The sequence below is a fragment of the Haloprofundus salinisoli genome (assembly GCF_020097815.1).
GTDB lineage: Archaea > Halobacteriota > Halobacteria > Halobacteriales > Haloferacaceae > Haloprofundus > Haloprofundus salinisoli.
In genome coordinates this window covers 1,741,515-1,756,057 of record NZ_CP083663.1, presented here as the reverse complement: position 1 = coordinate 1,756,057, position 14,543 = coordinate 1,741,515, and the positions used below count along the sequence as shown (strand labels likewise).

Here is a 14,543-nt window from a genome sequence, read left to right as displayed (position 1 = left end):
TCCACACGTGTCAGTATATGTGAAGCTACGAACTATTATATACAAATTTGTGGATTATATCATATGCACGACTTGAGTGGCTTCCAGAGAGACCTCTTGTACGTGATTTCTGGGTTTGACAAACCGTCAGGACAGCAGGTCAAAAAAGAACTCGAGCAGTACGTTGATGGGGAAATCAATCACGGACGGCTCTACCCGAACCTCGACACCCTCGTCAACAAAGCGTACGTGGAGAAAGGACCGATAGATCGCCGAACGAACTACTACGCGATTACCGAAAAAGGCAGAGACGCAATTCGTGAGCGACGTTCGTGGGAGGACCAGTACCGGTCGATCGAGGCGTAGCTCGGAACGTCACATCTGGAAGTCCCTCAACCGCTGAGAGAAGAGTACGTCAAGCACTCAGTATCGTCCAGCTCAATTGTTTTCTCCGAGGATAGACGGGATGAATTCGCATTTACACTCTGATTTGCACCAGTATTTACAGAGTTTAAAGAGAGGGATTCGTAGTCCGAGACACCGATTGGGAGAGCTGCATTCGGAGTTCATCGCGTGCGCTCATCCACAGGGTGTTGACGTGTTCTGGATGTTCACGGCGGTACTTGACCGCAGCAGTGATTGCGATGCCCCAGGTATATTTTCACTGTAAGAGACCAAGTTCATCGAGACGCTCGAAGAAGGCGTCTGCGTCCATTGATTCGACGCCTGACACCCCGTCGACGACTACGAGCGGAAGATAGTGTTGGTGTTTGTCTGGCCGCCATCCGAACAGTTGGTTGCATTCACAGACGAGACGGATGAACTCTCGGTCAACGGCTCCCGCAACAGCGTCAGGAACAGCAACGTCGTACTGCATCCACGTCTCCGAATTCCGAGAATCAATGCGAATTCGCTGGTGGCAGACTTCGCACATCGGAACACAGTTCTCAGCCGCCTTGTTCGCTTTTGTACCATCGATATGGTGGACTCGTAGTTTTTCAGTTGCCCCACAGACAGTACATTGCTCGTCAGATACCGCAGGACCGATCTCTTGGGTTTTCCCTCGTTCCCCGTCTTTTCGCTCCTGCATACGTTTCCTTACGATACATTCACGTAATCTGTAATGAATGTGCGGTATTCTACTGGATTAGCGCTCTACTGGGATTTGGTGGATTCAGAGAGACGGGACCCACCCATACTTAGAAGGGCCGAGATAGCGATTCAACCGTCTCCTACCGAAGATAGGTCATGGAGAACCTACTGTGGAGCTGTTCCCTGCTTTGCGCGTGGTCCCTGGGTCTGAGAGATTCTCGTCTGCACGCTCAATTCGTCTGCAGGTTCGCTGAGATGCAATCTGTACGATCGACCGCTTGTTAAGAGGTTTCTGTGAGCGCTGCTCGGACGGCATCGACGACCGCATCGTGGTCAGTTCCATTAGACGCGAGAATTCCTTCGCTACCTGGACCCCACGAATTCCCGTCTAAATCAGTTGCTACACCGCCTGCTTGCGTAACGTGGTGCGCACCGGCGACGGTGTCCCACGGGTTCGGGGACGGGTCGAACGCGACGGTCGCATCCAGAGCGCCGCAGGCGACCATCGAGAGCGACAGTTGTGCCGACCCGGTTCGACGGACTTCGCCGAACCGTTCAATGAGGGTTCGTGAGAGAGACCCGACAACTGCACTGTCGGATGTCCGCCACGGGAGCGTCGGCGCCACGAGGAACGTTTCGGGGTCCGTTCGCTCGCTCACCGAGACAGCCTGCCCATCGCGTGCAGTACCAGCTGCGGTCGATCGATACCGGTCGTCGAGGGCGGGTGCAACGTTGACACAGCTAATCGGCTCAGAATCGTGAACGACGGCGACGCTCGTTACCCATTGCGGAATCCGGTGAACGAAATTCTGCGTTCCGTCGATGGGATCGATTATCCAGGCGTACCCCTCTTCGGGGACTGTTTTTCGCTCGTTGCCTTCTTCTCCGACGATTTCGTCGTCGGGAAACTCGCCTTCGATCACCGAGACGATGTGTCGCTGGGTCATCCGGTCGACATCAGTGACTAAATCTGTCTTTCTCGATTTCTCTTCGACGGCAAGCGTAGTTCGGAAATGTTCGAGTGAGTAGTCCGCTCCGGCCGTGGCCGCATCGACTACTATCGTCTCTCTTGAGGGCATATGGTGTGTTCGTTTTCGGGCGGCAAATAGTCCCGTCTACTCATCTCCTGATGAGAGTAACGCAGTGGAACTTCATCACGACCGTTTTCGCGTCCTTGTCGAGCATTCGATGCAAATCGAGTCTGACTACCCAACCGTATCTTTTCCAGTCACGGACTTCTTCGACGGGTGGTGAGCGCCCTCCTTCGCCATGTATCGGAGGTCTTCGAGCGCCTCGACTCGCTCGTCCCAGATGTCGAACAACGCCTCGTACGCGTCCGTGTAGACGTCGTACCAGCGGCGGTACTGGCGGACCTTTTCGGGATTTGGTTCGAATGCTTTCGCCACCGAGGTTGTGTCTTTGACGGCGGTCTGTAAATCGTCGAACTCGTCGACGCCGACGCCGGCGAGCAACGCCGCACCCTTGGCGCCGAACTCCGAGCCGTTCGGGACGATAATCGTCGCATTCAGGCAGTCGGCGAACATCTGACACCAGAAGTTCGAGTTCGCCCCACCGCCGCTGAGATAGATTTCATCGGCGTCGTACGGGAGATGCGAGTAGCAGTCCCGCATGGCGAGTGAAATTCCCTCGTACACCGCCCTGACGAGGTGGGCCTGTGTGTGTTCTTGGTTCAGCCCGATGAACTCTGCGCGCGCGTTCGGATTCACGAACGGGGCGCGTTCACCCGCCGAACTCAGAAACGGATGGTAGATGATACCGTCGGATCCGACTGGAATTTCCTCGACCTCCTCTTCGATGAGGTTGAACTCGGATTTATCCATGATCTCTTTGATCGCCCAGTCGAGGTTCGGTGTCCCCGTCATCGACGCCATGAACTTCGTCCAGAGTCCCCCTTCGACGCCCAGCGTGAGTGCGATGCCGGTTCGTTCGTCGCCCGCTGGCGGTTCGTCGAGAATCGTCTGATTCAGCGACGTAGTTCCCACCACAGAGGAACCTTCGCCGGGTAGCGCGGCGCCGCTGCCGAACGCGGAGGCGGCGACGTCGATGAACCCGGAGACGACCGGTGTCTCCGCAGGGAGTCCCGTTTCGACCGCGGCGCTTTGCGTGACGGTTCCGACGACGTCCGTCCCGCTACTCAAACGCGGTCGCAATTCTTTGATTTCGGGCATCTCGACGATTTCTAACACCTCGTCGGAGTACTCACCGCTCTCGACGTCGACGTACGGAAGCGATGCGTCGCTTGGGTCGGTCGTAAGCTCGTCTGTGAGTTTGTACTTCAACCAATCTTTACAGTAAAACACCGTGGCTGCGTTCTCGTAGTTCTCCGATTCGTTCTCCCGAAGCCAGTTTAGTATCACCAGACTACTTCCGGGGAACTGCGTTCCGCCGCAGATGTCGTAGACGCGTTCGGAGACTCCATCGTCTTGCCACCGCTGTACGATTTTACCCGCGCGGCTATCCGACCAGAGGATGGCAGGTCGGACTGGGTCTCCATTCTCATCGACAAGCCAACAGCCGTCGCCTTGTCCCGTCACACCCAGCGCGAGTATCTCGTCTTCGTCGTCGAGTTGGTCGACGACTTCGCTTATCGTCTGTGCGGTCTTCTTCCAGGTCGTCGTCATCGATTGCTCCGCCCATCCCGGTTCCGGACGTTCGACGGCGTTTTCGGCGCTACTGTGGCAAATCGCCTCACCGTCGAGGGAGAATGCAACCGACTTGAGAACTGTCGTACCGGCGTCGATGCCGATGAGCACTTTCCCCATAACTATCATGAACGATAATGCGGTGGATAAGCATTTTGTGTATTGGTGACACTTATCACGTAAACTGAACGACACTAGCTATTTACTACCAGTTATCACACCCTCTAGTGTGGCACAGCGCGCGAACAGGCGACTCGCAGTCAACATCGACACCAAGACACGCTAACAGACGGTTTGCCGACTGCAGCGTGAGTTCCTGTTTTGGGTTATGGGTTGGTGATACGGGTCGCGTCGGAGACGGACACGACGAGACAAAGCATGAAAACACTCATTACAGCGAACTTCCAGGACGAATCGCTCGCACGGCTCCGAGACGGACTGGGGATGGACGTGGAGTACATGCCCATCGCCGAGCGCGATGGGCGACTGCCCGAAGACGAGTTTCGAGAACATCTTCGCGACACGAACGTACTCATCGTGGGCTACGAGGGTGTTCCGGCGGAACTCCTCGACGAGGCAGCTGACCTCCAATTAATCGCGTGCACTCGGGGTGGACCGGATGCGAACGTGGACATCGAGGCTGCGACCGACCGTGGCATTCCAGTTCTGTATGCACCGGGTCGAAATGCCGTCAGCGTCGCGGATTTCACGTGGGGCCAGATACTGAGCGCGATGCGGAACATCGCCCACGCTCACCACCTCCTGCACACTGGGACGTACACCGGAGACCCCCAAAGTGACGCTGCCGGTGGTGGGTCGCGCGAGGACGTAACGTGGGGGATGGGACGGGACTCGCCGTATGTGACGTTGAAGGGTCCTGAGCTCGCGGGAAAAACCGTTGGAATCGCCGGTATGGGTGCGGTCGGACGCGAAGTAGCGAAGCGCGCCCGAGGATTCGAGGTCGACCTTCTCGGATACGATCCCTATATCGACGCCAAGGAGATGGCCCAGTACGATGCTGAGAAAGTAGATCTCGACGACCTGCTCAGACGAAGCGATGTCGTCACCGTCCACGTTCCCGTCACCGACAGTACGCGGGGACTCATCGACGCCAACGAGTTCGAGACGATGAAAGAGAGCGCGTACTTCATCAACAACGCCCGGGGCGCAATTATCAACCAGGAGGCGCTTCTCGAACAGCTTCGTTCGGGTGGCATCCGCGGCGCCGCCCTCGACGTCTACGACATGGAACCGATTCCCGACGACCACCCGCTCCTCGACCTAGACAACGTCGTCACGACGCCGCACCTCGCCGGTGCGGCCGAGGAGGTCATCGAGCGACACTCGAAGATGCTTGTCGACGATATCGAGGCAATTCTCAACAGTGAGCAGCCCAGCCACGTCGCCAACGAAGAAGCGCTCTCATAGCCGGATTGAGGGAACTGACACGACAGACAGAACCTACGACAATGAGCAACGACAGCCTCAACAGCGCAGACGCACAGGACGAACGGCAAGCAATCGCGGACTACGGCCGCAAGATGCTCGAGCAAGGACTCACCAAGGGCACTGGCGGAAACATCAGTTCCCTCGTCGACGGATCATTCATGGCCATCAGCCCTTCGGGAGTTCCCTACGAAGAGATTACTGCCCAGGATGTCCCCGTCCTCAACTTCGACGAGGACGTGGTTCTCGGGGAAAAGAAACCGTCTGCAGAGCACTCGATGCATATGCAGGTATACCGCGAGCGCGACGACGTCGGCGGCGTCATCCACAACCACTCGCCGTATGCGACGACGTTCGCAACCATCAACGAACCAATCCCCGCCTCGCACTACCTCATTGCGTTTGCGGGAAAGGAAGTCCCTGTCGCCTCGTACGAAACGTACGGTACCGAGGAACTCGGGACGCTCGCCGTCGAGACGCTCAGTGACCAGTACAACGCGTGTCTCCTCCAGAACCACGGTGTGCTCGCCGTTGGCGACGACGTCGCCTCGGCGTTCGAGACCGCGCTCATGGTCGAGTACTGCGCTCGGATACAGTACCAGTCGCTGGCCATCGGCGAACCGACTCTCATTCCCGACGACGAAATCGAACATCTCCAAGAGAAGTTCAAAGGCTACGGACAAAACAAGTGAAGAAATCCTGTTTTCGAGTTAAGAATCACTCACGGCGCTAAATCACTGAACGCTGTTGGCCCAGCACAGCAGAATCTAACCTCTTTGTGTATAGATTCCCCTACTACCATATGAGACGGTTGGCGCACGTACTCGGTGTCGCCATAGCTGTGGCTCGAGTAGCGTACGAAGAGGAGATTAAGTATCCGGCTGGCGCACTGGCCTACTATGCATTCGTCTCGTTCATCCCACTTCTAGTGTTAGTCTTTGCAATCATCGGTGAGGAACTCGCTCTCCAGATATACACTACGACACCGCAGTTTCTCACAGTTGAAGCCCAAGGGCTAATGTATGAAGCGATGACCGAGGTCTCGGGACGGGCTGGGGCAGGCGTGTTCGCAATCGTCGTCCTCGCATGGGGGGCAGCGAACCTTGCGACCGGGTTTCTAGCTGTTGTCGAACGCATTGAGAACGCACCCGAACGGTCGCTCTCCGAGCAGCTTCGCGATGCAGTCACTACGGTCGTCTCGCTCAGCCTCGCTCTCACGATGATTATCGTTACGAGCGCGGTCTTCGCACTGCTGTCGGCTACTTCTCTTGTCGGGATTGTTGGGTCTTTAGCCCTGCTTGTCGCTCTCACTGGGGCGTTCCTCCCGATGTATTATGTCCCCTCCCGAGTTGTGACGTCGTGGTCAGGGGCAGTTCCCGGTGCCCTCACTGCTGCTGTTGGATGGTCGTTGCTGTTGTCAGCTATCCACTTTTATGCCGTAAACGCAACTCGGTACGCGATTTATGGCGTTCTCAGTGGCATCATCATCATTCTCACGAGCCTCTATGTCGCCGCGTCAATGCTTATGATTGGTGTCATCGTCAACGTGATCTTTGCAGGCGATTGACTCCTCTCGTGCCTGAAGACGGGGATATTCTCCTCGCGTTTTATAACCGCGGATTCAATGCGGCTTCGGAATCAGATGTGCTGAAACCCTCCTGCGTGAGAAAGCCTAGAATCGAAGTCGAAGGTGACTCACGCTCCGTTAGTCGACCCAATCTGTATCCAGGCAACAGCAGTGACGACCAGGATCCCACCAAGGGGCACAAACAAGAGCTGCATCGCTGTCTCTACACCCCGACTCCCGATAACGAATCCCATCGCTGCTGGTACCGCCGCAATACCACACGAAGAGACAACTAACCCAATCGCATTCACAGGGGCACTGTGTTCTGGCGCACTCTCGGTCGCATACGCCAACAGCGTCGGATACAGCCCCGACAGCGTGAGTCCAATACAGAATACACCCACTAGCAACCACAGTCCCGACGCCAACACGAACGTATAGATCGCCGATAGCAAACACAGCCCGCCGAGTCCAAACGCCAACGGCACATACCCAAATCGCTCGGACAACGATCCTGCAACGAATCGTCCGGGAATGTACGCTACTAACAACATACTCAATGAGATCGTCACGAGCGACTCAGAAATCCGGCCAGCCGCATACGTCGTCAGCCAGGTAAACAATCCACCTTCAACACCGGTGGTCAACAAGATCCCAAACGCCATCACCACCACTGCAGGACTCCGACTGATTCGCCGTAGTTCAGAAAGCGTCAACGGATCATCACCACCGCCGGTGACAGATGGCTTCGGGAGATACCAAATGAGAACTGCAAGCGGGATGAAACACACACCGAGTCCAAAGTAGGCAAGTCTCCAATTTTCAAACCAGAGCGCAGCCGCGACCGCAAGCGGACCAAGTGTCGCTCCAACAGCCCACATCATATCGTAGTACCCAAACAGCTGTCCACGTCTGCGAGGGTACAGATGACTCAACAGCGGCCGGTCACTCCCACGTCCAATCCCACTGAATACCCCTCGAAGGACTAACGCTCCAAGAAACAGCCCAAACGATGGTACTAGACCCATCAAGAAGACGCCGAATCCGGTCCCAACAATCCCGAACAGGAGCAATCGTCGAGTATCAACTCGCCCAGCAACAGCACCAACAGCAGCGACGAACACGAGAAATCCAGCTGTTCCCGCGGGTGCGACCATCCCCAGCAGCCATTCGGGCGTGCCGAACTCCGCTCTGAGAGCTGGAATAATCGCACCCTGCATCTGCAGTGTCGCACCTTCGAGTGCCGCAAAGGCGAAGATCGCCAGTGTCCACCAGCGGCGGCTCGTAGACACAGCGGTGGCTTCGGTATCGGTGGCCGTTTCCATGCCTCAACCACTACATCCTAGCGGGAAAATATTTTGTAGATAGTATCATAATCCTCTTTCATGTCCCGAGACTCCCTTCGGGAGCACCTCACGGCCTTCGGACTCTCTACGAAGGAGACCGAAGCGTACCTGGCCATTCTCCAATCAGGTACCGCAACAACCAGCGACGTCTCACGAGGCGCCGGAATCTCGCACGCGTACGTCTACGAACTCGCAACCGAACTCGCAGAACGCGGCCTCATCAGCATCGACGAAACTACAAGTCCAACTCTCCTCCATGCACGCTCACCCGAAGACGCTCTCGGGGGCTTCTCTGACCGCCTCACCCAGATGAGACACGACATTGAGTCACTGTATCAGCACTCAGACACAGCGGATCCAGCTGTTGAGATCGTTCACTCTCGCGTCACCACTCGGAAACGGGTTCGTCGAGTTATCAACCACGCAGATCACGAGGTCGTGCTTACGATTCCCGCCTCCGAATTCACACACCTCCAAGACTCTCTCAGAGACGCTCGAGAACGCGGTGTCACGATCTATCTCCAGCTCGTCGCACCCGTAGAGAAGGTTCCAACGACTACTGACTGGCGCAAGTACGCAACGATCGTCAAATCCTGGGATGCGACCCCTCCAGTCACCGTTGTCGCCGATGAGAAAACCGGCGTAATGGGCGCACACAGTATCCTCTCAGGTCGCCACAGCTCCGCGTACGCGCTCGTGTTCTCCCAACAAGACATCGCAGGCGCGTTTTTTGGAAACGCTATCAGCAACTTCTGGCCAATGGGCGACAACCAGTTTATCGCAGACCCCGACCCTCTGCCGGCAACCTACACCCACGCTCGAACCGCTGTCACCAATGCTGCACTTCACGTCGCCCAGGGGCGATCACTCACTGCAGACGTCACCGTGCAGGCGATCGGATCCGAAGACACAACCACCTACGAACGCGTCCCGGTCGTCGAAATTCATCAAAACATCGTCGGCGACCCAACCAACGAATTTCCAATTGAGAATAATCTCGTCTTCGACACGGCAGATGGGCGCATCGCAACGGGTGGCAGTGACGGCAGTCTCCAACCGTTCTACGAAGGATATGGAATGGTATCGATCACTCTCTACGAACACTCAACTGAAGAGTGAAATCTGGTCACGAGTAGGCGTCGTTGAACTCGCGTTCCAACTCCGAAAAGAGAACTTTAGTCGGCGTGTTGCGGTGCAGCCCGCGGGGATGGCTGCTCGTCAGTGTTCGACTCAAAGTGGTGATCGAAGGGATGTGGCGAACGGAGGGTCGCAATCACACTCCACATCACACCGGTCAGAAGCGACCCGACGGCGGACATGGTCATTCCTAGAGAGAAGAACGTCGTTCCATAGATAATCCCGATGCTCGCTGACGGAAGCGACGTTCCAAGCGGAATACTGGCCGTGGAATCGCGCATGGCCGGAACCAACACGAGCAGTGAGAAGATACTTCCAGCGAGGAAGATAAGATCTTGCCACATTATCGCGTCACTCCCTGCGTGAACTCGATCGAAGAGGGCATTTCAGTCATCAACTGAACTCAGGAGATACGCGTTCTTAAAACTTACTCAAATCTGAGTAAGTACTTTCATGATGGATAGATACAGTTGTGATTTTGTCAATGCCGTATAATCTCCTGAGTGGAGCAGGACACAAATTGGCAGACTGCGTAGGGTCATGGTACACAACAGCAACGTTCGTCGGCAGATTCGTCGTCACAGACATTTCCATCAACGTACGTTACATTAGTTTCGAGATTTTCAAGAATTTCGAGGCACCCGTCGTCTAACACGATACGCTCGTTTAGGTCCACGAATTACTCGTCGACGTCGGCGGAGAGACCACCAACAGGTGTCTGTTCGTGGGCACCGATCTCGTCGAGAACGCGGCCATTCGCCGTCGGCGACACCTCCAACCGGTCGACCGGTCGGAGTGCACCACACAGCTCATCCACAACGCGACGCATCGCAACCTGCGACTGCAACATCGACGGTGGGACGTGGCCGACCGACGCCGACGTGCGCCCGTGACATCGTCGCAAAGCAGGGTGAGAGGCCATATCGAGCGTAGACTCGAACACGTATTTTCAAAATGGACTCAGCAACTGCTTCGGGGGTTGTTCGCGGCTGCGACAACGAGAGGTCTGTCTCGCAGGGACTCTAGTAGTGCTTCAGATCGGCTTCCACAACACAGGAAATTGTGCTTCGAAAAGTCGCCTGTGGATAACTCGAAATTTCGTCGAAATACGCTCTCAAAAGTGGGGTGCCTCTGAGTTGGCTGAGAGTGTGAACACTCTCACCTCAACCACAGCGGGATACACACTAAGAGACAGCACCTAACTAGATTAGGGTGAACTGGTCAGATGTGGTTTCTCTCAAACCAGATACTGCACATCGGATCGCAGAGAGACTCCTAAACCCGGCTGCCAGAAGTTCGACTGAGAGGAAAGCGGACTAACAGGGCGCAAAGTAGCGTCCGTTCGAGTTCATCCGGAGGGATGATCACCTGTTCGAGTGGCTCATATCCTCACACTCTGCGAGATCCAGATACGGACGAACGGCACGAATACCGTCGGAGATGGTAATCAGTTCCTTGTCAGCGTCGTATTCGACCACATCCGCGTGAGTGAGCGCTGAGAGATGGTTGTGGAGTAACCCAACGTAGATTCGATGATAGTGGTCCGTTGTGGGTTCGCCTTCCCAAATGGCGAGTTGTTCGGCTAGCTCACCGAGATGAATTGCTCCGAGTTGTGTGGTCAGATAGTAAAGCGCATACCGGCGTCGCTTGTTCGATAACAGCGAAAAGATCTCCGTCGGCGAAAGATCGGGATTCTCATCTGTAGGGTTGGTGTCGCGTGTTTTGGTAGTCATAAATGTACCTTCTCCGTACCTGCCTACACAACATGGGTCTCCTGTCATCTTTCGCCGCCGACTTCAGCAGTGTACAGTAAGAGCCACAGCCAGCAGACCACATAAATGTTATGTGTCTCACATGTATCATAGGTGCAGACTCTCAACGGAGAACTACAATGCCCCAAATTGATTACCGAAAGTGGTGATATTACTCTTCGATGAAATCTGGGGTGTACTCGGGACGTACCGGCGGTTCTTTGGTGATTTGAATCGACCAATCAGGGAGGTTCGGCGAATCGAGCGTTACCTGCCAACGCCCTTCGAGCGGTACGCCCTGTGCAAACGCCTCTACGAGTAGCGTTTTGAGTGACTGCTCGAACTCCCTGATTGCGGAAATATCGTCTTGTTGTGTGTCCATTATCGTCAGTTATCTGTTCTAGAGTGGCTATTCGGAGGGTCCGCATCGGGGTCTATAGAGAATCTGCCCCTCCTAAGCGATTGGGGGTATAAGAAGGCATCTCTTCGATGTCGCTCCTGACCGGAGTCGAAACCACCGCTTCGCCCGGAAAATCCACGCTGGACCACCTTCCCATGCCCAGGAGTCTAGCTACGACCCCGTCGGCGGGAACGACTCTTCGTGGATGCCGTTGAGAAGCGCCGCCAGCTCTCGTTCCTGATTGGTGTGGGCAAGTTCTGTAAAGAGGTCGTCGCATCTTACTTGACTGAGATATCTCGGTCTCCGACAGACCCTCGTTAGTCGCATCGCTGAGGGAGAGATGTGAGATGCGAGAGGTTCGCCCGTGGATGTTTGCAAGCTGGGACGACCTCCACCGTACACACGACAGCGTCTGCGACATTCCGGAATAAGTGCGATTGTACGAGAAATTGCTCTCCTTGCACACCTAAAAACGCTTACCTGATAGCGCAACTGGTTGTCCGGAACACGTGAATTCAGTATATATACACCCGGAATTTACGGGCCGAGCATTCACACGGATGTAGTTGATACCATCTCACACATGATGAAGCCCCCCCAAAATGCGACCCCAGATCGGGCGTTCGAGTATCACTCTGGTGGGTCACTTGAGACGCTCGTCGCAGAGACGGTGGGCCATCCTCGTCGTCGAATCGTCCTTGCACACCTCATAGAGCAGCAACGACCCGTTCTCCTCGACGACCTCGCCGTGGTGGTCGCGCGCCGAGAGTACGACTCGCCGAGCGACGAGGATGTCGAGGAGGTGCTGACCACACTCTATCATCAGCACCTACCCAAACTCGCAGCGGCTCACATCGTGGAGTACGACGGAGAGGGTGATTGGATTTCGGTCGAACTCACGAAGGAAGCCACGCCGCTGAGAGCCAGCCTCGAAGCAAGCCTCAACGAGGACGTCACCGAGTACTACACGACTTAATTCGAGTCATTGGATAGTGGACCGAGCCTAATTCGGGGGCTGCCGCCGGCGTGCAGATATTGACGGTGCGTCGATTTCGTTATTCGTGTTCCAGTACGAGAGCCGTCGGTTCAGTCGGCATATTGCGGTGCCGCCCGAGCTGACGTCTCATTGGTGTGTGAGTCGAAGTGGTGATCGAAGGGGTGTGGCGATCGAAGGGTTGCGATGACGCTCCACATGACACCAGTCAGGAGCGACCCGGCTGCAGACATAGTCATTCCTAGAGAGAAGAACGTCGTGCCATAGATGATCCCGATACTCGCTGACGGAAGCGACGTTCCAAGCGGAATACTGGCAGTGGAATCGCGGATAGCCGGAACCAACACGAGCAGTGAGAAGATACTTCCAGCGAGGAAGACGAAATCTTGCCACATTATCGCGTCACTCCTAGAGCGGATGTAGTCTGGAAGGGTGTTTTAGTCATCAACTGAACTCAGGAGCCAGACTAGCTTAAAACTTACTCAGTTTTGAGTAAGTTCTTTCGTGAAGGATTCTCCCTCCGAGATTTTGTCTACATATTGTGTAATATTATACACACATAGAGAGAATTTGGCGCAGATTCTGGTGGTCCTTCCCTGTGTCCCTCCGCTCCTGACAATATTACTTCCAATTTTTATTGACTGTAACAAGAGGTGCGGAATAATTTTATCACTAAGCGCCTTGCCATAGAACATGGTGGCCCCACCCCCAGATTACCACTGAGGCGTCACACTGACAAGGGCGATGGCGAATCCACGGGGTCGCCGCATAGGGACGCACCAAGCGACTTGAGGGAAGCGTCAGCATCAGCCGATGTGGAGAATCTACCCGGTTGATTCTCCACTACACCTCTCCCCACATCACCTGCACCCATCGCCCTCGTCGAAAGACAGCGTCGTCCGCTGGCACCCACCTGACGCTGTCTTTTAACGAGAGAAACGAAGCAGACGACGCCGATACACCTTCGAGAGTGACGTGACCGAAAGACGGTAACTGTCTCGAGAAGCCAACGGTGAGTGGAGAAACCGGTTAGCGAGGACCTCTGTGTTCGAGCGCGGTTACGACGATCGCGGCTATTCAGCTCTGTTTAGTCCACACAAAAGACCTATAACTGGTGTGTCAAAGAAACAACTGTCGGGCGTGTTCCGGAGATGTGGTTCTCCGACGCGCCCTGACGACGGCACGTGAGTTGTGACTGTCATCTCACTCACTGCATGGCTCGTCCGCAGTCGGGGGGCTGCGGACGACTTTTAACTCAGAAGTCAGATCCACACACCCACGAGCGACTGTGACAGATGTCCGATGCCTAACGTCGTCCCTCGATGCGTGAGCGGTCTGTAAATCCTCGACTCAGGAGACGAGCGTACTCAGGTACAGAAAACCGAACAGCGTCGCGTTGTACAGTCCGTGGACGAGCGCCGGAACGACGATGTTCTCGGAGAGTTCGTAGATGACGCCGAAGGTGATGGCGGGGATGAGAAGTAATCCGATAGTGACGAGTCGTGCTCCGGCGGCACCCGACAGCGCGAAGTAATGCACCGACGCGAAGACGACGCTCGCGAGCGAGATGGCGACGGCGGGGCCGAATCGCTTGCGGAATCGCCCTTGGACGACGCCGCGGAACAGAATCTCCTCACCGGGACCAATCAGGAGAATCGACCCTGGAATCAGCCACAGCAAGAGCACGGGATTCTCCAAGCCGAGTGCTACACTGTTGTTCGTCGCGCCCTCGATACCCGCAGCCGAGATCGCGTAGCCGACAATGCCGATGAGTGCGAAGACGCTGACGTAGGCGACGAACACTACCAGCAGGTCACGAAGCGAGGGGACACGAGCGGGAATCGTGAACTGCTGTGTCGGTAGCCAACTCCGTTGGCCGACGACTCTCGCAAGCAGCGCCCCGATTCGGTGTCGATACCGCGCGTAGACGATCGCGGTGAGAAAGCAGCCGATTCCCTGCGTCGTCACCAGTCCGACTACTAAGACGAGCGTCGGCGAGAGTTCGGCGACGCCAGAAACCAACACGGTGACGATGACGAGCGCCGCCAGGAGCGTCCCGAAGCCCAGGCCGAACACGCCGAGGACAGTTCCGCTGACGACTGCGGTCACGGCCGAGGCGACCGACCCGTTAGCAGTACCCATCGTCACCCACCTGCGTGTAATCTACG

General features: G+C 55.8%; 13 protein-coding genes and 1 pseudogene. 6 read left to right on the top strand and 8 right to left on the bottom strand.

Annotated features, from left to right (window positions below; translation table 11 throughout):
• The first annotated feature begins 63 nt into the window (after positions 1-63).
• Positions 64-345 carry a PadR family transcriptional regulator gene (locus tag LAQ73_RS09340; RefSeq protein ID WP_224268016.1) on the top strand — a complete coding sequence of 94 codons (282 nt, stop codon included), beginning with the start codon at positions 64-66 and terminating at the stop codon, positions 343-345.
• A gap of 295 nt (positions 346-640) precedes the next feature.
• On the opposite strand, the gene LAQ73_RS09335 is transcribed toward LAQ73_RS09340, so the two are convergent.
• From LAQ73_RS09335 to LAQ73_RS09325, 3 genes are all read right to left on the bottom strand, one after another.
• The gene (locus LAQ73_RS09335) at positions 641-856 is read right to left on the bottom strand and encodes a DUF8160 family protein (protein WP_224268015.1); all 216 of its coding nucleotides are present in this window, start codon (positions 854-856) and stop codon (positions 641-643) included.
• A 496-nt stretch (positions 857-1,352) separates the two neighbouring features.
• Positions 1,353-2,150, bottom strand: coding sequence for an inositol monophosphatase family protein (locus LAQ73_RS09330; RefSeq protein WP_224268014.1), 798 nt, complete (start codon positions 2,148-2,150; stop codon positions 1,353-1,355).
• A gap of 126 nt (positions 2,151-2,276) precedes the next feature.
• Complete coding sequence (locus tag LAQ73_RS09325; protein WP_224268013.1) at positions 2,277-3,854, bottom strand: FGGY-family carbohydrate kinase; 1,578 nt, start codon at positions 3,852-3,854, stop codon at positions 2,277-2,279.
• A gap of 258 nt (positions 3,855-4,112) precedes the next feature.
• On the opposite strand from LAQ73_RS09325, the gene LAQ73_RS09320 reads away from it, so the two are divergent.
• The 3 genes from LAQ73_RS09320 (at position 4,113) to LAQ73_RS09310 (ending at position 6,747) form a co-directional block, all read left to right on the top strand.
• Positions 4,113-5,162, top strand: coding sequence for a 2-hydroxyacid dehydrogenase (locus LAQ73_RS09320; RefSeq protein ID WP_224268012.1), 1,050 nt, complete (start codon positions 4,113-4,115; stop codon positions 5,160-5,162).
• Between the two features lie 41 nt (positions 5,163-5,203).
• Entirely contained in the window at positions 5,204-5,872 is a 669-nt protein-coding gene (locus LAQ73_RS09315) for a class II aldolase/adducin family protein (protein WP_224268011.1), read from the top strand.
• 110 nt (positions 5,873-5,982) lie between these two features.
• Positions 5,983-6,747 (top strand): YihY/virulence factor BrkB family protein, encoded by a 765-nt coding sequence (locus LAQ73_RS09310; protein ID WP_224268010.1) that lies wholly within the window; start codon positions 5,983-5,985, stop codon positions 6,745-6,747.
• A 128-nt stretch (positions 6,748-6,875) separates the two neighbouring features.
• On the opposite strand, the gene LAQ73_RS09305 is transcribed toward LAQ73_RS09310, so the two are convergent.
• The gene (locus tag LAQ73_RS09305) at positions 6,876-8,072 is read right to left on the bottom strand and encodes an MFS transporter (RefSeq protein WP_224268009.1); all 1,197 of its coding nucleotides are present in this window, start codon (positions 8,070-8,072) and stop codon (positions 6,876-6,878) included.
• A gap of 60 nt (positions 8,073-8,132) precedes the next feature.
• On the opposite strand from LAQ73_RS09305, the gene LAQ73_RS09300 reads away from it, so the two are divergent.
• On the top strand, positions 8,133-9,212 hold the full coding sequence (locus tag LAQ73_RS09300) for a TrmB family transcriptional regulator (protein ID WP_224268008.1): 1,080 nt from the start codon (positions 8,133-8,135) through the stop codon (positions 9,210-9,212).
• 697 nt (positions 9,213-9,909) lie between these two features.
• On the opposite strand, the gene LAQ73_RS09295 is transcribed toward LAQ73_RS09300, so the two are convergent.
• From LAQ73_RS09295 to LAQ73_RS09285, 3 genes are all read right to left on the bottom strand, one after another.
• Positions 9,910-10,047 (bottom strand): hypothetical protein, encoded by a 138-nt coding sequence (locus LAQ73_RS09295; protein WP_224268007.1) that lies wholly within the window; start codon positions 10,045-10,047, stop codon positions 9,910-9,912.
• A 547-nt stretch (positions 10,048-10,594) separates the two neighbouring features.
• Positions 10,595-10,963 carry a DUF7344 domain-containing protein gene (locus LAQ73_RS09290; protein WP_224268006.1) on the bottom strand — a complete coding sequence of 123 codons (369 nt, stop codon included), beginning with the start codon at positions 10,961-10,963 and terminating at the stop codon, positions 10,595-10,597.
• Between the two features lie 190 nt (positions 10,964-11,153).
• Positions 11,154-11,363, bottom strand: coding sequence for a hypothetical protein (locus LAQ73_RS09285; RefSeq protein ID WP_224268005.1), 210 nt, complete (start codon positions 11,361-11,363; stop codon positions 11,154-11,156).
• A gap of 601 nt (positions 11,364-11,964) precedes the next feature.
• On the opposite strand from LAQ73_RS09285, the pseudogene LAQ73_RS17810 reads away from it, so the two are divergent.
• Positions 11,965-12,201 (top strand): annotated as a pseudogene (locus LAQ73_RS17810) (hypothetical protein); the annotation flags it as partial.
• Positions 12,202-13,725: 1,524 nt separating this feature from the next.
• Here LAQ73_RS17810 and LAQ73_RS09275 read toward each other — a convergent pair.
• Positions 13,726-14,517 carry a CPBP family intramembrane glutamic endopeptidase gene (locus LAQ73_RS09275; protein ID WP_224268003.1) on the bottom strand — a complete coding sequence of 264 codons (792 nt, stop codon included), beginning with the start codon at positions 14,515-14,517 and terminating at the stop codon, positions 13,726-13,728.
• Positions 14,518-14,543 lie beyond the last annotated feature (26 nt).

Bases quoted from the DNA above. Each gene is read 5' to 3' on its own strand.
- LAQ73_RS09340 (WP_224268016.1), top strand. From the start codon at position 64: ATGCACGACTTGAGTGGCTTCCAGAGAGACCTCTTGTACGTGATTTCT.
- LAQ73_RS09335 (WP_224268015.1), bottom strand. From the start codon at position 856: ATGCAGTACGACGTTGCTGTTCCTGACGCTGTTGCGGGAGCCGTTGAC.
- LAQ73_RS09330 (WP_224268014.1), bottom strand. From the start codon at position 2,150: ATGCCCTCAAGAGAGACGATAGTAGTCGATGCGGCCACGGCCGGAGCG.
- LAQ73_RS09325 (WP_224268013.1), bottom strand. From the start codon at position 3,854: ATGGGGAAAGTGCTCATCGGCATCGACGCCGGTACGACAGTTCTCAAG.
- LAQ73_RS09320 (WP_224268012.1), top strand. From the start codon at position 4,113: ATGAAAACACTCATTACAGCGAACTTCCAGGACGAATCGCTCGCACGG.
- LAQ73_RS09315 (WP_224268011.1), top strand. From the start codon at position 5,204: ATGAGCAACGACAGCCTCAACAGCGCAGACGCACAGGACGAACGGCAA.
- LAQ73_RS09310 (WP_224268010.1), top strand. From the start codon at position 5,983: ATGAGACGGTTGGCGCACGTACTCGGTGTCGCCATAGCTGTGGCTCGA.
- LAQ73_RS09305 (WP_224268009.1), bottom strand. From the start codon at position 8,072: ATGGAAACGGCCACCGATACCGAAGCCACCGCTGTGTCTACGAGCCGC.
- LAQ73_RS09300 (WP_224268008.1), top strand. From the start codon at position 8,133: ATGTCCCGAGACTCCCTTCGGGAGCACCTCACGGCCTTCGGACTCTCT.
- LAQ73_RS09290 (WP_224268006.1), bottom strand. From the start codon at position 10,963: ATGACTACCAAAACACGCGACACCAACCCTACAGATGAGAATCCCGAT.
- LAQ73_RS09285 (WP_224268005.1), bottom strand. From the start codon at position 11,363: ATGGACACACAACAAGACGATATTTCCGCAATCAGGGAGTTCGAGCAG.
- LAQ73_RS09275 (WP_224268003.1), bottom strand. From the start codon at position 14,517: ATGGGTACTGCTAACGGGTCGGTCGCCTCGGCCGTGACCGCAGTCGTC.